Annotated in this window: 15 protein-coding genes and 1 riboswitch; of the genes, 3 read left to right on the forward strand and 12 right to left on the reverse strand. The window is 30.9% G+C overall.

Going from position 1 to position 21,498, the window contains the following annotated elements:
* Positions 1–720 precede the first annotated feature (720 nt).
* From gcvPB to CLCOS_RS16045, 9 genes are all read right to left on the reverse strand, one after another.
* Complete coding sequence (gene gcvPB / locus CLCOS_RS16005) at positions 721–2,181, reverse strand: aminomethyl-transferring glycine dehydrogenase subunit GcvPB (protein ID WP_063602488.1); 1,461 nt, start codon at positions 2,179–2,181, stop codon at positions 721–723.
* A complete protein-coding gene (gcvPA, locus tag CLCOS_RS16010; protein ID WP_063602489.1) occupies positions 2,181–3,524 on the reverse strand; it encodes an aminomethyl-transferring glycine dehydrogenase subunit GcvPA in 1,344 nt (447 codons plus the stop codon). Before gcvPA ends, gcvPB begins: the two co-directional genes overlap by 1 nt.
* 5 nt (positions 3,525–3,529) lie before the next feature.
* Complete coding sequence (gene gcvH / locus CLCOS_RS16015) at positions 3,530–3,910, reverse strand: glycine cleavage system protein GcvH (protein ID WP_063602490.1); 381 nt, start codon at positions 3,908–3,910, stop codon at positions 3,530–3,532.
* A 16-nt stretch (positions 3,911–3,926) separates the two neighbouring features.
* On the reverse strand, positions 3,927–5,033 hold the full coding sequence (gene gcvT / locus CLCOS_RS16020) for a glycine cleavage system aminomethyltransferase GcvT (RefSeq protein WP_063602491.1): 1,107 nt from the start codon (positions 5,031–5,033) through the stop codon (positions 3,927–3,929).
* A 159-nt stretch (positions 5,034–5,192) separates the two neighbouring features.
* Positions 5,193–5,295: riboswitch (glycine riboswitch) on the reverse strand.
* Between the two features lie 69 nt (positions 5,296–5,364).
* Positions 5,365–6,633, reverse strand: a complete 1,269-nt coding sequence (locus CLCOS_RS16025) for an NAD(P)-dependent oxidoreductase (RefSeq protein ID WP_063602492.1) — start codon at positions 6,631–6,633, stop codon at positions 5,365–5,367.
* A gap of 481 nt (positions 6,634–7,114) precedes the next feature.
* Positions 7,115–9,409, reverse strand: coding sequence for a hydratase (locus CLCOS_RS16030; RefSeq protein WP_063602493.1), 2,295 nt, complete (start codon positions 9,407–9,409; stop codon positions 7,115–7,117).
* A 42-nt stretch (positions 9,410–9,451) separates the two neighbouring features.
* A complete protein-coding gene (locus CLCOS_RS16035; protein ID WP_063602494.1) occupies positions 9,452–10,285 on the reverse strand; it encodes a DUF6282 family protein in 834 nt (277 codons plus the stop codon).
* 336 nt (positions 10,286–10,621) lie between these two features.
* The gene (locus tag CLCOS_RS16040; RefSeq protein ID WP_063602495.1) at positions 10,622–12,055 is read right to left on the reverse strand and encodes a gluconate:H+ symporter; all 1,434 of its coding nucleotides are present in this window, start codon (positions 12,053–12,055) and stop codon (positions 10,622–10,624) included.
* Between the two features lie 393 nt (positions 12,056–12,448).
* Positions 12,449–13,831, reverse strand: a complete 1,383-nt coding sequence (locus tag CLCOS_RS16045) for a PTS galactitol transporter subunit IIC (protein ID WP_063602496.1) — start codon at positions 13,829–13,831, stop codon at positions 12,449–12,451.
* A gap of 742 nt (positions 13,832–14,573) precedes the next feature.
* Between CLCOS_RS16045 and CLCOS_RS16050 the strand changes: the two genes are divergently transcribed.
* Positions 14,574–15,557: a sugar-binding transcriptional regulator gene (locus CLCOS_RS16050; RefSeq protein WP_063602497.1), complete on the forward strand. Its 984-nt coding sequence runs from the start codon at positions 14,574–14,576 to the stop codon at positions 15,555–15,557.
* Between the two features lie 153 nt (positions 15,558–15,710).
* Here the strand turns inward: CLCOS_RS16050 and CLCOS_RS16055 are convergent, their stop codons facing one another.
* The gene (locus CLCOS_RS16055) at positions 15,711–17,009 is read right to left on the reverse strand and encodes an SLC13 family permease (RefSeq protein WP_063602498.1); all 1,299 of its coding nucleotides are present in this window, start codon (positions 17,007–17,009) and stop codon (positions 15,711–15,713) included.
* 430 nt (positions 17,010–17,439) lie between these two features.
* A complete protein-coding gene (locus tag CLCOS_RS16060) occupies positions 17,440–18,435 on the reverse strand; it encodes an NADH:flavin oxidoreductase (protein ID WP_063602499.1) in 996 nt (331 codons plus the stop codon).
* Between the two features lie 462 nt (positions 18,436–18,897).
* Between CLCOS_RS16060 and CLCOS_RS16065 the strand changes: the two genes are divergently transcribed.
* Positions 18,898–19,263, forward strand: a complete 366-nt coding sequence (locus CLCOS_RS16065) for a hypothetical protein (protein WP_063602500.1) — start codon at positions 18,898–18,900, stop codon at positions 19,261–19,263.
* 131 nt (positions 19,264–19,394) lie between these two features.
* Here CLCOS_RS16065 and CLCOS_RS16070 read toward each other — a convergent pair whose 3' ends face one another.
* Positions 19,395–19,778, reverse strand: coding sequence for a hypothetical protein (locus tag CLCOS_RS16070; RefSeq protein WP_063602501.1), 384 nt, complete (start codon positions 19,776–19,778; stop codon positions 19,395–19,397).
* A gap of 339 nt (positions 19,779–20,117) precedes the next feature.
* Between CLCOS_RS16070 and CLCOS_RS16075 the strand changes: the two genes are divergently transcribed.
* Positions 20,118–21,485, forward strand: coding sequence for a sigma-54 interaction domain-containing protein (locus CLCOS_RS16075; protein ID WP_063602502.1), 1,368 nt, complete (start codon positions 20,118–20,120; stop codon positions 21,483–21,485).
* Positions 21,486–21,498 lie beyond the last annotated feature (13 nt).

Below are 21,498 nucleotides of genomic sequence, written 5' to 3' on the forward strand. Positions count from 1 at the left end.
ATATGTGAAAGTTCTACATACGGCTTAGATACAACTGCATTGTCCAATTTGCAAATAGTTGCATTCATTATAATCCCCCCGTCATAATAACAATTTCCAATTCAACCTTGCATTATTATAGGAAAGTTCATTAACATTATATATAATTATCATGAAAACCAAACAGCTTAATAATAGTTAAATATTTAAAATTAAAGTCATTATCTACTTATAAGCAATATATATGCCATTGTCTAAAATGCCCAAATTAGGTAGTTTCTTTTATATTTTTATTATGTATGTTCACTTTTTGATCAAATCAATTAAAAAACAGTGTTCGTTTTTTGACTACAGTTCGTTTTTTTAACACATTTTAAATATCATTATTTATTTACAATCTTCAGCTCCACTCTATGTAAAATTAAATATACAGGTTTTCTAACTAAAAATAAACTTATGCCGCATTTTCTAACTTAAAAATCACCTTATATGTAGGCATATTTTTACAATGGTGAAGCTCATTTAAATATTTTGCAAATAAGTCTTAGTAAAAAGTTTGTAAAAACTTAGAACTTTTGAATTGTTTGAGGTACGAGTTCTCAAAAGTTCTTAGATTTTCTAGAATTTTTTACTTAGGCTTATCAAAATATTTAACCGAGCTGAATATTGTAAAAATATTCGCAATATAAAGTGATTTTTTGCTTAGGAATTCTATATAAGTTTATTTTTCGTTTAGAAACTCTACTTGCCTTTATTCCACTTAACTACAGGCTTTCTTGCTGCCTTTACTTCATCTAACCTTTTAATTATAGTCGTATTTGGTGCTGATTTTACTATGTCGGGATTTTCCTTAGCCTCTTTTGCAATACTTATCATATCATCTATGAATTCATCTAGTGTTTCCAGCTTTTCATTTTCTGTAGGCTCTATCATCATCGCTTCTTTTACTATTAATGGGAAATATATAGTTGGAGGATGGTATCCATAATCCAATAGTCTTTTTGCTACATCCAAGGTCGTAACTCCATTTTCATCCTCTTTCAAGCCCCCAAGTACACATTCATGTTTACAAACTGTATCTATAGGTATATTATAATAATCCTTAAGCCTTTCCTTTATATAATTGGCATTTAAGACTGCATCTTCACTAACTTCCCTTAGTCCATCTGCTCCCATACTCAAAATATAGGAAAATGCCTTTACCATAACTCCAAAGTTTCCATAAAAACTTCTTACTTTTCCTATGGAATAAGGTCTGTCATAGTCTAAATAATATTTATCCTTGTCTTTGGAAACTACAGGTACAGGTAAAAATTCCATAAGTTCTTTTTTAACTCCTATAGGTCCGCTTCCTGGTCCACCACCGCCGTGAGGTGTTGAAAAGGTCTTGTGAAGGTTCATATGACATACATCAAATCCCATATCTCCAGGTCTTGTCTTTCCCATATTGGCATTCATATTGGCACCATCATAGTAAAGAAGTCCCCCTGCTTCATGAACAAGTTTAGCTATTTCCATAATGTTTTTTTCAAAAAGCCCAAGTGTATTTGGGTTTGTAAGCATAAGTCCTGCCACTTCATCACTTAATATGGATTTCAAAGATTCAATGTCCACTGTTCCATCTTCATCCGATTTCACTTCTATTATTTCAAACCCTGCACAAGAAGCTGAAGCTGGATTTGTGCCGTGAGCTGAATCAGGAACTATAATCTTTTTTCTCTTAAAATCTCCCCTTTTTTCATGGTAAGCTTTTATAATCATAAGTCCTGAAAGTTCTCCATGGGCTCCTGCTGCCGGCTGGAGAGATACAGTTTCAAATCCTGTTATTTCAGCAAGTTTTTGACTTAATTCATACATAAGTCTTAAAGCTCCCTGGGTAGTTTCTTCTGGCTGATAAGGATGAAGCTGCGTAAATTTCTTAAAATCTGCCATATCCTCATTTATTTTAGGATTATACTTCATTGTACAAGAACCAAGAGGATAAAATCCTGTATCCACACCAAAGTTTTTATTAGAAAGTAATGTAAAATGTCTTATTACATCTACCTCACTTACTTCTGGAAGCTCAGGCTCCTCTTTGCCTATAAATTCTTCAGGCAGCAATTTTTCAATACCTTCTTCTGGTACATCACATTTAGGAAGGGAGTAGGCCTTTCTGCCTTCTTTGGAAAGTTCAAAAATAAGTTTGTTATACTCTTTCATTACTCAATTCCCTCCAATACAGAAGCTAATTTATCAATTTCATTCTTTGTCCTCTTTTCAGTGACACATAAAAGCATGGAATTTTTATAAGAAGGATATTGTTTCTCAAGATCATATCCACCTAATATTTTATTTTCAAGTAATTTCTTATTTATATCTCCTACTGAATTTTCCGAAGTAACTACAAATTCATTGAAAAATGGTTTGTCAAATACAGCTTTGTATTTTCCACTTTCAGTAAGTTTTTTAAAAGCATAGTGAGATTTTTGAACATTTTGATAAGCTACTTCTTTAATTCCCTTTTTACCTAGGGTAGTTAAATATATAAGTGCTGTCAGTGCATTTAGTGCTTCATTCGAGCATATATTTGAAGAAGCCTTTTCACGTCTTATATGCTGCTCTCGTGCCTGAAGTGTTAGCACATAGCCTCTCTTACCTTCTGAATCTGTAGTTTCACCTACAATTCTTCCTGGAATCTTTCTCAAATACTTTTTAGTAGTAGTTAAAAATCCAAGATAGGGACCACCGTAATTCATGCTGTTTCCAAGAGATTGTCCTTCACCTACAACTACATCTGCTCCATATTCTCCAGGGCTCTTTAATACTCCAAGAGAAATAGGATCACAAAACATTATTAAAAGGGATTTATTATCATGAACACACTTCTCCACATCTTGCATTTCCTCTATTAATCCTAAAAAATTTGGTGTTTGAACTATAACTGCTGCTGTGTCCTTATTAATCTCACCTTTAAGTTTGTCTATATCAGTAACTCCACCTGCTTCATCTATTTCTATTAGATTTAAATCTTTAAATCTCAAATAAGTTTTAAGTACCTTTCTAACTTCAGGGTTTAAAGTTTTTGAAACAACTATATTTTTACGCCTTGTTATATTTGCAGCCATTTGTGCTGCTTCCACACAAGCTGTAGCACCATCATACATTGAAGCATTTGAAACTTCCATGCCTGTTAAATTAGCCATAACCGTCTGATATTCAAATATAGTCTGAAGTGTACCCTGGCTTATTTCAGCCTGATAAGGAGTATATGCTGTATAAAACTCAGACCTTGACGTTATGTGCTTTATCACAGAAGGTATATAGCGGTCATAAACTCCCGCACCTAAAAAGCAGGTTAGATCATCACAGCTTTTATTTGATTTTACAATATTCTTAATGTAAGACTCCACTTCAAGCTCAGACATTCCATCATTTATATTCAATTTTCTATTTAAACGAACGCTTTCTGGTATATCGGAAAACAAGTCATCTATGCTGTTTACTCCTATTTTCTCCAGCATAATTTTCTTGTCTTCTTCTGTAAGTGGTAAATAAGGATGCATATAAATCACTCCTTATCACATATTTTTTCATAGTTTGCTGCATCAAGTAATTCTTTCAATTCCGCTTCATCTGATACTTCAATTGAAATTATCCAGTTTTTGTAAGGATCTTCATTGAGACCTTCAGGACTATCTACAAGTTCCTCATTTACTTCTAAGATCTTACCCGAAACTGGAATACACAAATCTGAGGCTGCCTTTACAGATTCAACTGTTCCAAATACATCACCTTTTGAGAATTCTGAATCCACTTCAGGAAGTTCAACAAAAACAATCTCTCCTAAAGAATCCTGAGCAAAATCTGTAATACCAACATAAGCTTTGTCCCCATCAACTTTTATCCATTCATGATCTTTTGAATACAACAATTCCTTTAAAGTTTTCATTTATAAATCCTCCCCACTATTTGTTATAATTTTTATTATAAAATTTCTTGCTAACTACTTCTGCCTTTAAAAGCTTATTCCTCACCTTTATAGAAATAGAAGTTCCAACAGGTGCATATTTAGAATTAATTAAAGCAAAACCTATATTTTTATTTAAAGAAGGTGAACGATACCCAGTGGTTACTTCTCCTATTTTCTTATTCTCTGCAAAGACCTCATATCCATGCCTTGAAATTCCTCTTTCCTTCATTTCAAAGCCAACTATTTTTCTCTTCAATCCTTCTTTTTTCTGCTTTACAAGAGCATCTTTACCTATGAAATTGTCTTTATCTAATTTCACAAAAATTCCTATACCTGCTTCAAGAGGTGTAATTGATTTAGACAATTCATTTCCATAAAGCGGTAAGCTAACTTCAAATCTCAACGTGTCCCTTGCACCAAGTCCTACTGGTTTTATGCCATCTTCTTTACCTTTTTCAAGTATTTTATCCCACAGATACTCTGCATTTTCATTTTCTGAATAAATTTCAAATCCATCTTCTCCTGTGTATCCTGTTCTTGAAACCATGCATTTTTTTCCTGCAACTAGTACATCTTTTTTAAAGAAATAAAACTTAATGCTATTTAAATCTGTATCCGTTAATTTTTGAAGTATTTTTTGCGCATTTGGTCCCTGAATTGCAAGTTGTATAATTGAAGGAGATATATTTTTTATATCTACCTGAAAATTTCCCTTATTTTTTTTCATCCAGTCAATATCTTTATCCGTATTTGCAGCATTTATTACAAGAAAGAAATGCTCATTTGTAAATTTGTAAACAAGTATATCATCTACTATTCCACCTTCTGGATAACACATAGGTGTATATAATATTTGGTTTTCTTTAATCTTAGCTGCATCATTCGTTATTAAATTTTGAACAAATTCTAGTGCATCTTTTCCTGTTATATCTGCTTCTCCCATATGTGAGACATCAAACAATCCTGCTTTTTTACGTACTGCTTGATGTTCAGCTGTTATGCCTTCAAATTGTACTGGCATATCCCATCCTGCAAAATCTATTATTTTTGCACCGTATTTCTTATAGGAATCAAACAGCGGAGTTTTCTTTAATTCTTCCATAACATAAGACCTCCTTCATATTTTTATACATTAAAAAAAAGGATATGGAGACTATTTACCCAATAGTCCACATATCCTCTGTTTTTTTACCTGAGAGTTTCGATATTAAATATCTTTCACCTTTGGTACTGTTTTTCAATAACAGATTTTTCAGAGTTTTGTCCCACAGCGCTCCCTTTACCTGAAAGTTTTTGACATAACCGTGGCGGTATATCATTGCTTCTTCGGTCAACAACTAGATGTTATCTCGCACTGTATTCATCCAATTTATATACTTTTTACTACATCATTAATATACACCTTAGAATATGGAATTTCAATAAAAATATTTTTAATTTTTATCTGAACTTTCAAATTTCTTATCCATACTCTTTATATATTCTTCCATAGCACTTACAAGGTGCTTTGAAACCTCTACTGCTTCAACAACAGTTTTGGCACCTGTTACCACATCACCTGATGCAAAAACTCCAGACCTTGTAGTTCTTCCTGAATCGTCTGTCTGTATAAGTCCTTTGGAATTTACTTCTATTCCTTCAGAATTGTTTACTATATTTGCCTTAGGTCCCTGGCCTACAGCAATTATTATAGAATCTGCATTAAAAAGCTTTGCTTCCTCATCTTTTAGCATTACCTTCTTTTTCCCTGTATTTTCATCAAAGGATACCTCAGTTGGAACTATTTTAATTCCATCATCTGTTATTTCAACTGGTGCCATTTTATAAAGAAATTTCACTCCATCAAGTTTGGCATAATCAATTTCTATATTATCTGCTCCTGCATGTTCTTCATCACTCCTTGCAATGATAGTTACGTCATTTGATCCATTTCTAATTATAGTCCTTGCAGCATCCATAGCAACATTTCCTGCTCCTATAATTGCAACTTTATCTCCCAAATTATAAGCCTCAGGATTTTTAAGATAATCTATAGCATAATTCACATTACCATAAGTTTCTCCTTTAAGTCCCAAGCTCCTTGGACTCCATACTCCTGTTCCTATATAAACTGCCCTGTATCCATCCCTAAACAAATCTTCAACAGTTATTACAGGTCCTATAAGAGTATTAGGCCTTATCTTAACTCCCATATGGAAAAGTTTATCCTTAAGCCTGTCCAAAATATCTTTAGGAAGTCTAAAGGCAGGTATGCCGTATCTCAAAACTCCTCCTATATCTTCATGGGATTCAAATATAGTTACATCATATCCCTTTCTTGCCATTATAAAAGCAATACTCAATCCTGCTGGACCTGACCCTACTACTGCAATTTTTTTATTCAACTTTTTTATATCAGCTGACGTTATAAAATTAAGATAAAAGTCTGATATATATTTTTCGATAAGGCCAAACTTTATAGGAGTTCCCTTTTTACCAAGCACACAATGACCTTCACAAAACTTTTCATGAGGACAAACTTGCGAACAAATAGCTGACATAGGGTTATTTTCAAAAAGAAGTTTACCGGCTTCCTTTATTTTATTCTCTTTAAAAAGTTTTATTACTTCATTTATAGGGGTACTTACAGGGCATCCTTTTTTACATTGAGGCACTTTACATCCAAGACATCTATTAGCTTCACCAAAAACAATTTTATCCAATTATTCTTCCTCCCTTATGTGTAAACAAATTCTATAATGTTTTATTTACCATCTGTACTATTTTTCATCAACACTCTGTACTAATATTTATATTACATATATATAATCATATATACTAGAAATTATCAACGTTTATTATCTGTATCTACATTATTAATCTTCTGTATTTCTTAATTCATCTTAAAAATACTTCAGATTTCATAAAATTTATAATAGTTATCATGCACAACAATCACCCCTATTTTCTCCCTTGCTTTTGTAAAATTGTCTCAAAATAATTAAGTAACAGTACTTACGTAAAATAATTTAATCATAGAATAATAAATTATTGTATTTTAAATAAAAAGCTGCATTAGCTTGAAGTTAATTCTCCATCTAATGCAGCTTTTCAACGATATTCTAAATATTAATCATACATTTATCATTCACAAACAATATTTCTGCTAAAACTTTTACTGCCAATTAAATTTATTACACTAAATTATTTATCTGTTTTATTATAATTTATTAAACATCCATCTAACAAGATATTCACTTCTTTTTCAGTAAGCTTGTCAATTTTTACGTTGAACTTTTTAAGGTTCCCCTTTACCACATAAGCATCTATTTGAGATGGTCTCTCAGCGACAGCCTTTCTTATATTAGGAATAAATATATAATCTCCGCATTCAAATTGTGGTTCATCTTCCATAACAAAAGGAAGTATACCCCAATTAATCAAATTTGAACGATATCTTTTAGTAGCATATTCTCTTGCAATATTAGCATATCCACCTAAAACCTTTTGACAACTGGCTGCCTGTTCTCTAGCAGAGCCATCTCCAGGCTTTACTGCATATATCATGCTTCCTATACCTGTATTACTTGTATTTATACTGCCAAACTCTTGTTTTATTACACTAAATACTTTTTCTAGATCCCTATTTTCATCAAAAGGAGACTTTCCTGCAAGTCTATCTTTTTCTGACTTTTGAATTTGTTTTGATCTTCCAACATATTCAGGATCTTTACGTGATAGTGTAAACTCTGAAAGCTTTAATGGATTGGACCTGTAAGAAGATGTATCTCCTGAAGGTATCAATTCATCTGTTGTAGTTACAGGATCTTTGATCAAAGAACACACTTTTAGTATTAAGTTGTCTGAAAGCTCAGGCATATCCGGCCAGTTCTTTATATTAGGTCCAAATCTTAATTCTACATCACTATTTCCTTTACCAAAAGCATTATAAACACGGTTATCATAAATCGTCTTGTTAAAATAATACTTAGGTATATTGTAATCTACATCTAAATCTGTAGCTGCTGTAACAAATCCCTTATTAGCAGCTGTTGCAGCTATTGAACGTGCATCCATAAGTGCTGCATAAGAAAGCTGATTTTCATTAGGTTTTGAACCTTCACGATTAGGGAAGTTTCTAGTTGTATGTCTTATGCTGAGTGAATTATTAGCAGGTGTATCTCCTCCTCCAAAGCATGGTCCACAGAAAGCTGTCTTAACTATTGCTCCTGTCTGCATCAATTCTGCAGCTATTCCGTTTTGAGCTAAGCTATAATAAACAGGCTGACTGGAAGGATAAACATTTAATGTAAATTCATCATTTCCAATAGATTTTCCTTTTAGTATACTGGAAGCTTCACAAATATTTTCATAGTTACCTCCAGCACATCCAGCTATACATCCTTGTTCTACATATAACCTATTATCTCTTATCTTTTCTTTTAAAGAGAAATCAAGATTTTTGTTAGACATTCTATCTCTGGCATCTTTTTCTACCTTATCTAATATGTCATAAAGGTTTGCGTTAAGTTCTTCGATAGTGTATACGTTACTTGGATGGAAAGGCATTGCTATCATAGATTTTATTTTTGACAAATCGACATATACAATTCCATCATAATATGCAACGCTTCCAGGATTTAATTCTTTATAATCTTCTTTTCTTCCATGTAATTCAAGATAATCACAAACTTTGCTATCAGTTTTCCATATTGAAGTCAAACATGTAGTTTCAGTAGTCATTACATCTATACCATTTCTATATTCTACAGATAAGTTTTCTATTCCTGGTCCTACAAATTCCATTACCTTGTTTTTAACAAAACCATTTTTAAATACTTCACCAATTATAGCTAGGGCAACATCCTGTGGTCCTATACCCTTTTGTGGTTTCCCAGTTAAATAAATTCCTATAACTCCAGGATAAGATATATCATATGTCTGTGACAGAAGCTGTTTAACAAGTTCTCCGCCACCTTCACCTATTGCCATCGTACCAAGCGCTCCATAACGGGTATGACTGTCTGATCCTAAAATCATCTTTCCACAGCCTGCCATCATCTCACGCATATACTGATGGATAACTGCTAAATGAGGTGGAACATATATCCCTCCATATTTCTTTGCAGCAGATAATCCAAATAAATGGTCGTCTTCATTAATTGTTCCGCCAACAGCACAAAGACTATTATGACAATTAGTAAGCACATATGGTATTGGAAATTTTGTAAGTCCACTAGCACGAGATGTTTGTATAATTCCTACAAAAGTGATGTCGTGAGAAGCAAGGGCATCAAATTTAATATTTAAGTTTACATTATCTTTTGATTTATTATGATCCTGCAGTATAGAATAAGCTATAGTTTGTTTTTTAGATTGTTCCTTATTAACATAATCTTTTCCTAATTTTGCTTTAAGTTTTTCATTGTATTCTTTATTGTCAAAATATAATTCTTCTCCATTTAATAAATATGCACCTTCATCATGTAATTTAATCATAGTTTCCTCCCTATTATAATGTAATAAAATTTCATTTGTTTCCTAATCAAGGTCTAACATTTTTGCCGGATATATTTTTGTCATATTATTAACAGCTTCTTCAGATAATCCCGAATTCTTTAAAAATGATATATACTCATATAATTCTTCACTCCACACAGGATTCTCAATCTGGCCTCCATCAGTAGATATAATTGTAGATTCATATCCTAAACTTTCAATTGCTCTTAAGTTTGTTGAAAAATTCTTCTCATATTTACCATTTACACGATGTGCATAACACCTTTCAAAGTACACTCCATATTTTATTAATGCTCTTTGATCGTCCAAAGACATATCTACAGTAGGCCATTCAGGGTGATTTATTAAAATTTTCTTTACACCCATTTCTTTTGCTTTTTCAACAACTACCCTAATTTCATATGGCGATAAGTGACCTGTAGCAAGAACAACATTATGCTTTGCAATTCGCTTTAAAATTTCTAAAAGTTCAGGAACGATTTGTCCATTATTAATTACTTCAACACCATCTGACATTCCTTTTTGTTTACGTTCATTAGCAGCAAATGAAGTTGGTAACCAAATAATTTTTGCATTCATTTTAATAGCATTTTCTACTGCTGCAATATTCAGTCCCCCCATTTGAGGGTTTAAAACAATTCCACCAAACACATGAATTCCTTTAACTAATTGTTGTGCAATCCATGCTCTATCCATCGTAGGTACTACATGTGACTTTAAAACAACAGCACGTGCACCCACTCTCTTTGCTTCTTTTACTAGTTCAATGTCATTTAATCTTCTTTCTCTAACATCAGGTGCAGTATGGATATGTAAGTCAATAACATCTTTTAAAACATTATCTTCGCATTTCATTTTTTCCTCCTGTATTAACTAATTTTATTTCTAATATATATTTAAGCAAATGTTTACATTTTATAGATCACTATGCCTACATACTTGCTAAACATTAAAATAGAATATTTTACCATCTAATAAATATATACTTAATCTCTAAATTATTTTACTACAATTTAATAGTATCAGATTTATCGCGTAAAGTCAACATTAGTTTATATTTTATACAAATGTTTTGAAATTATTTCTTAAATCAAGCTACATATTGTATATTGGTCTTTATATTTTAAATTTTCTATATTGTCGTTAAAACAAATGTTAACATTTAAATACTTTTGTCATCATTTTTATTTTTTAAAAATGAGGCAAAAAATTCAGCAATAGCGTCATTACCAATCCAACCAGTCCTACGATTGATTGAACCATCGTAATAGTTTTAAAAGTTTCACCCATTGACATGCTAAATGATTCCTTTACTAACCAAAACCCTGCATGATTTGCATAGTTAAAGAATAATGATCCTGAGCCAATGGCAATTACTAGTAGTTCTTTGCTAATGCCCGGATTAAACACAGTAAGCGGTGCTAGCAAGCCAGTTGCACCAACAATACCAACAGTAGCAGACCCTGTTGAAATAGATAATAAAGCAGCAATCAACCATCCTAATAAAATAGGAGAAACATGTATTCCAGATGAAAGGTGATTGATAGCAATTCCAACGTTAGAATCAGTAAGCACCTTTGCAAAAGCACCACCGCCACCGATAATTAATAAGATACCAGCAATTGGTTTGAGACTAGCGCCGAGCTCATCATGAAGCTTTTTTGTATCTACTCCCCGTGCATATCCCAAAAATATCATTCCTACTAATAACCCGATTAATAAGGCTATTACTGGATTACCAATGAATCCTGTTATTTTATTAAGTAAAACTGCTTGTTTAAAAAATGTTTTTGCAAATGCATCTGCCAACATCATTAACATTGGCAGTAATGCAACGATAAATGCAGTTGCTGCTGAAACCGAATCTTCAACGGTTGCAGCCATATATTTCGAATCATCATCTAAGGCTTCAGTTTTTCCTTCTGAAGTAATTGAAGATGCTGCATATAGCTCTAGCAGTTGTTTATCAGGTCGAACCGTCATTCTCGGTGCAATAAATTTACCATATACCGGTCCTGCAATAATTGCTGCAGGAATTGCACAAATAATGCCATAAATCAACGTAATCCCAAGATTTGCTTTCAGACCTGCAATAGAAGTCAATGGACCGGGGTGCGGTGGAACCATACCATGCATTGTTGCCAAGGCTGCTATAACTGGAACCCCAATATAGATATATGCCGATCCTTTTATATTCCCTTGCTTTTCAAGTTTTGCAGCAACACTAAACACTATTGGTAAAAGCATAATTAGTCCTACTTCAAAGAACATTGGAATTCCGATAATAAATGCCACTCCACACATAAACCATGGTAAAGTTTTGTTAGTAGAATCTTTTAAGATTGTTGAGGCAATTTTGTCACTTGCACCTGAAACACTTAATAGTTTTCCTATCATTGCCCCAAGTGCAACTTGCAATCCCACACCTCCTAGTGTACCACCAGCACCATCTGTAATTGATTTTACTATTTTATTCATATCTAGACCAGCTGTAAGTCCTACACCAACTGAAACTACTAATAAAGCTACCATAGGATGAAAATGTAACTTTGAAACAATGAGAAGTACCAACAACACAACGCTGCATAATGCAATAGTAAGCAATAAAATATCATGTCCTGTCATTAAATATTCACCTCTTATTAAATTTTAATATTGTACTTGTGTTAATGCTTGTCCCTTTGAAAAATAATAATGTAAAAAGAAATTAAACTTGTCATACATCTTCTCTAAAAATAATATAAAACGTTTTCTTTTGTCATCAAAACATTTGCTAAAATTAATAACATAAAATCATTATGGAATTAAATTACAGAACATATCTAGATTTATGTAAATCAACCTAGATATGTTCTAAAAACATATTACCTTATTAAATTAAAGTTTTTAATCATCATTTTAAATCATTGTAAATCTTTGTATCCAGTAAGGCCCATAATTTAATAAATATACATCTTTGTTATGTATAACTGCATAAACTTTTTTCTAAAATATAATTAATTATTGAACATATTTCAATTAGTCAGCTGCAACTTCATTTTCTTCTTCATCTTGAAGATTTGATTTTTTCTTACCTTGAATTTTTTCTACTATTACCCAAATAAGTCCAAATGCTATAGCAAAGGCAGGCACTGTAATAATTAATTTTCCTGTAAATACTTTTAATATTATAAAACTTACAAGCATTGCAGGACCTGCTAGTGAAGTCATAAACTGTCCTGGATGAACACCTGCTGCATTTATTCCTACTGAATGGGCCGTAGCAGTTACAAGTGGAGCTGTAGCAGTACCGCATATTAAAGTTCCTATCATAAGAATAGTACTTATTATTAACGATCTAAATATATTTCCTTTACACGCAGCAACTATTAATGCAATTTTAAATGAAATAGCTCCTAAATCTGCAAATGGCAAAATCCTATTTTGTGGTATTGTTGCAGCAAGTAATAAAGATATCGGTATCATAATTAATGAAACAGTTATAACTGAAGCATCTCCTAAAAGAATAGATGGATCAAGTCCTATATATATTTTTCTTCCTTTAAATTTACTTTCACACATCAATTTTGCCTGTTCTGAAATTGGCTTTAATCCCTCTACAAACATTCCTGACATCTTTGGTATCAAAACCATTGCAGTAGCCATGTTTACACCTACTCCAAATATTTTTATTAAAGGATAGTTAGCTAATGCTGCTATTCCACATCCAAGTACCAAACCTATTATAGGAGGTTCACCGAAAGTTCCAAAATACTTTTGAATTGTCTTCAAATCGAAATTTATTTTATTTATTCCAGGTATTCTTTCTAAAATAAATTCCAAAGGTACAAATGCTAAAGCATTTAAGGCATGCAACGCTGGTGTGTTAACACCTGGTATTTTATAATATTTTTCCATAAGAGGTACCGACCAATCTGCAAGTTTAAATACAACTAAACCTGTAACACCTGCTGCAATAGTAGCAACTACTACATTTTTATCAGTAAAATATACCAAAGCCCCTATAGTTAAACAATGATGATAATTCCATAAATCAACGCTTAAAGTATTTGTTCTTTTTATAACAAGTAAAAGTATATTTATTCCTATTATTGCAAGAACCATAAATGGTACTATAGGTGATGACCATCCAATTGCACCTGTCATAGCAAATCCTACATCTAAGGTATTAAAGTGAAGTCCAAACCTTTTTACCATTGCATCTACTACTGGTCCTAAATTACTTGTTAAAAAGCTTATTACTAATTTTAATCCAGCAAAACCAACACCTACAATTATTCCGCTTTTAACCGCTTTACCAACTTTTAATCCAAAACCTTTACCTAAAATAAATATAATAATAGGCAAAAGTACTGTAGGTCCTGCATCAATAATTGCTTTGAATGCTTTATAAAATATCATTTTATAATTACCCCCTAAAATTGCAATTAGATTGAAATATAATTTATTCAACATTTGCTTATTCAACATAATCGCTTTATGTTATTTAAACTTTTGATTATATCACTATATAGCTTTAATAAAATATTAATAGTATTTTTTACAGTAACGTTTACATTGAAAATTAACCACAGTTAGTTGTATTTAATCTTCAAGTATGTAATCTAATATTAACAAAGGTTATTAATTTCCACATTAGTTTATAAAATTAATTTCAAATATAATGTAGAATTGTTTTCCAATATACATATATATGTCTAATTTTGCAATCATTTGACTACGATTTCATAATAGCAGATTTACTTATCAAAGTCAACATTAGTTTATATATTATACAAATGTTTTGAAATTGTCCTGTAAAATTAGCATTATGCGAACTTTATCCTTTACATAATAAAATTAATATATCATTGGTGAAACAAGAGTTAATTCTATATACTTTTGTATTAGGCTTGCATGATTTACTTATAAAATTTAAAATTGATGGTAAGATATTAGTTAGCTAAAATATTTATTTAATTACATAAAATTGTAAATTAAATTTTTAAGGTTCCACCATTGTCTTGAAAAAGCAAATTAGTTCTATTATAATTAATTTGTATGTATAGGATTATCAGTAGTTTTCTTTAATAATATTATTTCTAAGTTAATTAAAAGTTGTTTTAAATTTGCACTAAATATAAAATTAGTTGAGAGGTTAAACATGATAGATGAATTTGAAAAAATAAATGAAGCTGAAAGATTAAATTTTCTTGCCAAGTTGTCTGATATGTATTATGAATTAAATATGACTCAAAGTGAAATAGCAAACAAATTATCTACTACTAGATTTAAAGTTTCTAAATTGCTTCAAGAAGCTCGTGACAAACATGTAGTAGAAATCACCATAAACAAACCCCATAGCAGAGTTCCTAAATTAGAAAATATTTTAAAAGAAAATTTTGATTTAAAAGATGCCCTGGTGCTTGATAATAAAATGCTTGCTTACGAAGAAACATTAAGTGCACTAGGAAAATTAGGAGCTCAATATGTAGACGATTTAATTAGTGAAAATTCTATTATAGGTGTACTTTGGGGTAAAACTCTTTTAAATTTAATAAAAAATTTGAAACCAAAAAAGAAGCTTCCAATAACTACTGTACAAATGGTAGGCTCCGCTGCTAAAGATAATACTATTGTAGATTCTCAAGAACTCATGAGACGTATGGCAAGGATATATGGAGGTAAATGCAAATATTTATATGCTCCTCTTTATGTAGACAATGATTATGCCAGAAAGGCACTCATGCATGAACCTGTATTAAGTGATACAATATTCTTTGCAAATAAATCAGATATAATTCTTACAGGAGTAGGTACAACAGATGCTATGTTCTCTTCTTCCCTTTGGGCAAATTATTTAGAAAGAGTTAAACAGTACAATTTAGATGATTTAAAAGCTGTAGGATGTATTTACGGACGTGTTTATAATGATATAGGAGAAGAAGTAGATATTGATATAAACCAAAAAGTCATAGGAATAGATACTTCTGCTATACGTCAAGCAAATCATGTAATAGGTATTGCTGCTGGTAAATTTAAAGCCAAAGCAATTTTAGGAGCAATACGTGGAAAGTATATAAATACACTTATTACTGATGATGCTACAGCTTCAAAAATACTTTCTTTAGCCAAAATACAATTTTAAAATCACAACACCTAAAAAGTCTGTAAAAGTCTGTAAAAAACATCTTTTATAATAAAACATAAAAAGTTATTTTATCACAAAAAGAAGGTAAATCTCCATTGACTGAAGATTTACCTTCTTTTTTTAATACCTTTCATTCAATTTTAATATAATCTATCTGGCAACAAGAGAAATAATTATACTTGCTACCGTGGCAATTCCCATACACATAGGAGCTGCAATAAAAAGCAATCTTGGAAATAATTTAGTACGTTCTTCTTCATCCGAACAAGAACCTAATACAATGCTTCCACCTGAAGAAAAGGGTGAAATAGAAGCTGACTGTGCTCCAATAACAATGCACATAAATAGAATAGCTGGACTTATACCTGTTGCCTGTGCAATAGATGGAACAGCTGGGAAAAGTGCAGGAACAACAACACCAAGCGTGCTACTAATAGCTGCCATCAATCCCCCTACTATGCTGAGTACTATAGGTACTGCAAAAGCAGGTAAATTACCACTAATCCAGCTTGCAAGTAATTTTATAGTTCCTGCTTTAATTGCAACCGATATTAACATACCAACACCACAAATCATAATGAGAGTACTCCATGGTACCTTTGCAATGGCCGCTTTCTGGTCAGCAATTTTAAGCATGAGAAGAATAACAGAAAAAATAATTGAAACAAGCCCAACATCCATTTTAGAATTTATAAAAGTAATAACTGCATTTTTAGGAACAATCAAGTGTAAAACTGGAGGTGCAAGAACTATAACTACCATAGCAATAATAAGATAAAGATTTATTTTTTGTTTCTTATCAAATGGTTCTGGTTTTTTTATATTTAATGTTTTACCTAAGTTTCTTAAATTTTTTGAAAATACCATAAAAGCTAAAATTACTAAAATAGGGATAATCATAGTAATAATGAAAATATATGCCGTATATAGAAATGATAAATCTTTAAATCCTGCTGATTCGATAAAGCTTTTAAATACAATACCACATCCGCTTGTCATAAAATTAGCACCTGATAATGCGCCATAACTTAAAATAACCGCTCCTATCATTGTATCCATACCTGTTTCTTTACAAAGCAGTAATGTAAGAGGAGCTAAAAATACCATTACTGTAAAATAACCTGCACCCAAGCCTGAAATCAATACTGCTGCAAAGAAAATAACAAACGGAAGTAATTTCGGCATCTTGCGGCATCTATATAAAATATGTAAAGAAAGTTTTTCCAGTGTACCGTTTACAAGTGCAAAATTATAAAAAAGTGAAACTGAAAAAATTACAAAAAAAATACTTATTGGCCACATTGCAATGACCTGTGAAGCTTTCAAATTTAAAACAAAACATCCAATTATATACGCAAACCCCATAGCAAAAAATCCTGTGTTAATTTTTGTTTTATACCCTAGTGCAATAGAAATTATTATTGCCAATACTACAATTAAACTTATCATAAATCCTTCCTCCCCAAAATAAATAGTTTATAAAATACTTTTACGAAGCTTATGCATATAGATAATAACATTTAATTCATTAAGTTAATTTATTAATGTAAAACGATTTCTTTATGTTCTAACATCATTGCAAATTCATTGTATCAAACTTTTCTTTTTTTGTCAAAACTTTTGTTAAAATTAAAATCATATGTTGTAAATATATTTGCAAAGTCCACCATTTATTTTCTTTTAAGGAGCTTATAAGATTGTATTCTACATTATTTACACGGTATTTTATTTATCACTTGCAAACAAAATAATCATTTGTGCATACAAACTTAAACGTACATTCAATAGTATAATACATTTATGAGACTAAAATAAGGAGCATACCTAGATTTATGTAAACCAATCCAGGTATGCTCCTAAAATATACTAGTTTGCTAAGTTAAAAACTTTCAATGGCCCTTTTAGCCCACTCTGAGTCTTTATAAATTGCTCTTCCTACCCCTATAAGATCAGCTTTTACATCTACAAGAAGTTCCTCTGCAGCTTCAGCTTTTGTAATACCTCCAGTTAATATAACAGGTATTGATATAAACTGTTTCAAGCTTCCACTAAGTTCTGAAAAATATCCCTGGGAGTTATTTCCCGGTACAGTAAATCTGCAAAATCCTCCTGAAATATCCAAAACATCCAGCCCTGCTTTTTCAAATTCACAAACCGCAACTTTACTATCTTCAAGTGTAGTTCCGCCTTCCATGTAATCAGAAGCTCCTAATCTCATGAAAATCGGAAATTCAGGTCCTACAACTTCACGTACTGCCTTTATTACTTGAAGATGAATTTTAATTCTATCCTTTACATTATCTCCCCCATATTCATCAGTTCTTTTATTTGTAAGTGGAGAATAGAATTGATTCAAAAGATATCCATGAGCAGAGTGAATTTCTACTCCATCAAAACCAGCTGCTTTTACACGAATGGCAGCATCACTAAAGCTTTTAACTATATCCTGAATTTCATCATAAGTAAGTTCTCTTGGAATACCCGATTTCATAAAAGGATTTTCCACAGCTGAAGGCGCTAACAAAACACTTCCTGTAACTGCCATAGTAGTTGCACTCCCCGCATGATTGAGCTGCATAACTGCCTTGCAACCGTTTTTATGAATGACACTAGCTACTTTTTTTAGGCCTTCTATTGTACTATCATTTGCCACAGAAAGCTGGTTCTTACTAGCTTTTCCCTGTTGTGCAATAAAGCTGTGTTCAACTATAATAAGTGATAAATACCCTCCCCTAGACTTTTCATCATAATGTTCTAAGAGTTTACTACTTACTTTTCCATCATCTTCAGATTTCTCTGTAGCCATAGGCGGCATAATTAATCTATTTTTTAAAACTAATTTACCACTGTTTAGTGGTTCAAGTAAATGTGTCATAATTTCCCTCCTGCATCTAAATTTAACTTAAATTTTATCACAGCAGACATTAAAAAACAAGTATCGCTTTCTTACGACAAATTTAGTGTTTAAATGGTAGTTTACCCTGTGATATGTATTTAACAGACACCTTGTCCTTATTCATATCTATTTCTTTAATTATAAGCTTTCCCATTTTCCTTGTGAAAGTTCTATAGGATAAGTTCCATTTATGTTTTATAAGTTTCTATCACACAAAAATAATTTTTTCATATAATACTGAATGTATTAAATACCCCTGCATAAAAAACCGAACATTTTGGTAATTTTAATTTTTAAAAATATAGACTTATAAATTAATTAATATTTTACAAAAACAGAAAATACAATTTAAATTTCCTTCACACGCTTGTCACAAATTCATTCTATAATATATGTATAATATTATTTCATGCAAATTTGAATAAAAAAGGAGATAACAAAATGCTTATAAATTCAATATCACAACCAATACAATCTAAACTTCTATCAAACCTTAATAGTACTAGTTCCTCCACAAATGCCAATCCATCATTTGCAGGAACTCTTGAAGAAATGCTGCAAAATACATCTTCTGATTCTTCAAATAACGATATTGCTAATATTTCTGATGATAGTGATGATAGCAGCAGTGATACTGATATAAGCCCTGCTTTAGGTGGTACTAGTGATATGTCTCAATTAATGGACTTTATGCTTCAATCTTTAGCAGAAAGTCAAAATAGTAATGATACTCACTCTCAAAATCCTAATAGTTCTAATTTTTCCGATAAAACAAACATTCAAAGCACTGTTAATAATTTAAAATAGAAATGGCTGTCCCACTAATTTCTTAGTGCGACAGCCCCCTTTTATTATCTCAATATAGTTATTTTCTAATATATTTCAAAAAGGTATATTTTAAATATCCAAATGTAGGACTTCTTATAAGTAGTTTCCCATTATGCTTCTAATTTTAGTTTAACCTTTTCCTTATAATAAATAATTGACTTTTCTTCATCTTCAGTAATCAAACCACCAATAATTAAAATATTTTCTATGTCTACCATTTTAAAGTGCTTTGTATCTTTATTATAAGCGTCACATACTTTAATTCCTAATGTTCTATCTTGTTTATGTCCAGTTTTGATAAGAAATAATACATTTTCTTTTAAATCAGAAATATCTTTAAACTTATCAAAATCTTCTTTTATAAACAATGTTTGCATGATATCTTTTTTTAAATTCCTATTAATAATCCCTATAGTATTTTTATGTGTAATAAAATACTCTGAAATAAAGTTAACTATTTCTTTTTTTGAATTAAATACTTGTACATCACCCATTGATAATTTTCCCCCTTTAAAATATAAACTGCATTTTAAAACTCTTAGTCATTCACTTATCTTAATCTCGGAGAATACACTTATTATTCCTCAAGGATTTCAAAAAAACGGAAATAAGTTTTACTTGTTACGATTATAGTTCCATTAAATATATATGTCAACATATTTATGCATTTTTTAGAATAAATATTCAACTGTTTTTTCATTTACATTTTCAGATAACTTTAAACCACTTGTAAAATGGTGTAAAATTATGATTAAATAAGATTCGTATCTAAAATTTAATGTTACTTTATACATTTAATTTTAAATGTAATATAATAAATCGAGGTGACCAAAATGTTACAGAACTATATTAAGCAAATATTAAGTTTATACAATTATATTGATGCAATAGTACTGATAGATAACAATGGAATAATTAAGTATTCTGATAACTTTAGAACGGATATTTACAACCTCTATGCTGAAGAAGTAATAGGAAAATATCTATGTGACATATATCCAGATTTAAATAAAGACAACAGTAGTTTACTAAAAGTATTGAGAACCGGAAAGGCAATTCTTAATAAAACTCAGCATCTTGTAAATTATAAAGGAATCGAAATAAATGCAGTAAATTCAACTTTTCCAATAAGGTCCAAATCTGAAACTATTGGTGCTGTTGAAATTTCAGCATATATTGATCCTAAAAATCAAAGAAAAGATATAACATTACAATTAAAAGAAAGAGATAAAAATAGAAGCAAATATTATAATATTGATGATATAATTACTTGTGATGATACCATGCTAAACATAAAGGAAAAAGTATTAAAGGTATCAAGATCTGATTCATCAGTCCTAATTTACGGACATACAGGTACAGGGAAGGAAATTATAGCTCAATCCATACATAGAAATAGTACTAGGTCTTCTAATCCTTTTATATCTCAAAATTGTGCAGCTATTCCAGAAACACTTCTCGAAAGTATTTTATTTGGTACATTAAAGGGGACTTATACAGGAGCTGAAAATAGAAAAGGATTATTTGAAGCTGCTGATGGTGGTACTCTTTTTCTTGATGAAATAAATTCAATGGAAATATCCATGCAAGCAAAACTCTTAAAGGCAATTGAAAACCAAAAAATACGAAGAGTTGGTTCAGCTGAAAGTATAAAAATAAATGTTAGGATAATTTCAGCAGTGAATGAACCTCCTTTAGAATCTATCGTTGAAAACAAGCTTAGGGAAGATCTTTTTTATAGAATTGGGGTTATTCAAATAAACTTACCTGATTTGAAGGATAGAAAAAATGATATTGAACTTTTATGTGATCATTTTATAAAAGAATATAATAATAAAATGGGAAAATCTATTAAAGGTATTGATAGTTCTGTTAAAAATATATTTAAAAATTATAAATGGCCAGGAAACGTAAGAGAATTAAAAAATGTTATAGAATCTGCCTTTAATTTAACATATAAAGATATTATAACCGTAGAGGATTTACCTGATTACATTTTTTCTATAAAAAATAACCACCCCGAAATCACGAATCTTACGATGTCTGAAAAATCTCTAACAGAACTTGTTCAAGATTACGAAAAAAGCATTATTCAAAATGCTATAAAAAACACTACTAGTACAACTGCCGCAGCAAAAATGCTAAAAATATCAAGACAAGCTCTTAATTACAAATTGTCAAAATATAACATAGATAAGTAAAACGAAAAAAATT

This window comes from Clostridium coskatii (assembly GCF_001675205.1).
GTDB classification, from domain to species: domain Bacteria; phylum Bacillota; class Clostridia; order Clostridiales; family Clostridiaceae; genus Clostridium_B; species Clostridium_B ljungdahlii.

Coding starts and splice junctions, on each gene's coding strand:
- gcvPB (WP_063602488.1), bottom strand. CDS start 2,181: ATGAAAGAGTATAACAAACTTATTTTTGAACTTTCCAAAGAAGGCAGA.
- gcvPA (WP_063602489.1), bottom strand. CDS start 3,524: ATGCATCCTTATTTACCACTTACAGAAGAAGACAAGAAAATTATGCTG.
- gcvH (WP_063602490.1), bottom strand. CDS start 3,910: ATGAAAACTTTAAAGGAATTGTTGTATTCAAAAGATCATGAATGGATA.
- gcvT (WP_063602491.1), bottom strand. CDS start 5,033: ATGGAAGAATTAAAGAAAACTCCGCTGTTTGATTCCTATAAGAAATAC.
- CLCOS_RS16030 (WP_063602493.1), bottom strand. CDS start 9,409: ATGATTAAATTACATGATGAAGGTGCATATTTATTAAATGGAGAAGAA.
- CLCOS_RS16035 (WP_063602494.1), bottom strand. CDS start 10,285: ATGAAATGCGAAGATAATGTTTTAAAAGATGTTATTGACTTACATATC.
- CLCOS_RS16040 (WP_063602495.1), bottom strand. CDS start 12,055: ATGACAGGACATGATATTTTATTGCTTACTATTGCATTATGCAGCGTT.
- CLCOS_RS16045 (WP_063602496.1), bottom strand. CDS start 13,831: ATGATATTTTATAAAGCATTCAAAGCAATTATTGATGCAGGACCTACA.
- CLCOS_RS16050 (WP_063602497.1), top strand. CDS start 14,574: ATGATAGATGAATTTGAAAAAATAAATGAAGCTGAAAGATTAAATTTT.
- CLCOS_RS16055 (WP_063602498.1), bottom strand. CDS start 17,009: ATGATAAGTTTAATTGTAGTATTGGCAATAATAATTTCTATTGCACTA.
- CLCOS_RS16060 (WP_063602499.1), bottom strand. CDS start 18,435: ATGACACATTTACTTGAACCACTAAACAGTGGTAAATTAGTTTTAAAA.
- CLCOS_RS16065 (WP_063602500.1), top strand. CDS start 18,898: ATGCTTATAAATTCAATATCACAACCAATACAATCTAAACTTCTATCA.
- CLCOS_RS16070 (WP_063602501.1), bottom strand. CDS start 19,778: ATGGGTGATGTACAAGTATTTAATTCAAAAAAAGAAATAGTTAACTTT.
- CLCOS_RS16075 (WP_063602502.1), top strand. CDS start 20,118: ATGTTACAGAACTATATTAAGCAAATATTAAGTTTATACAATTATATT.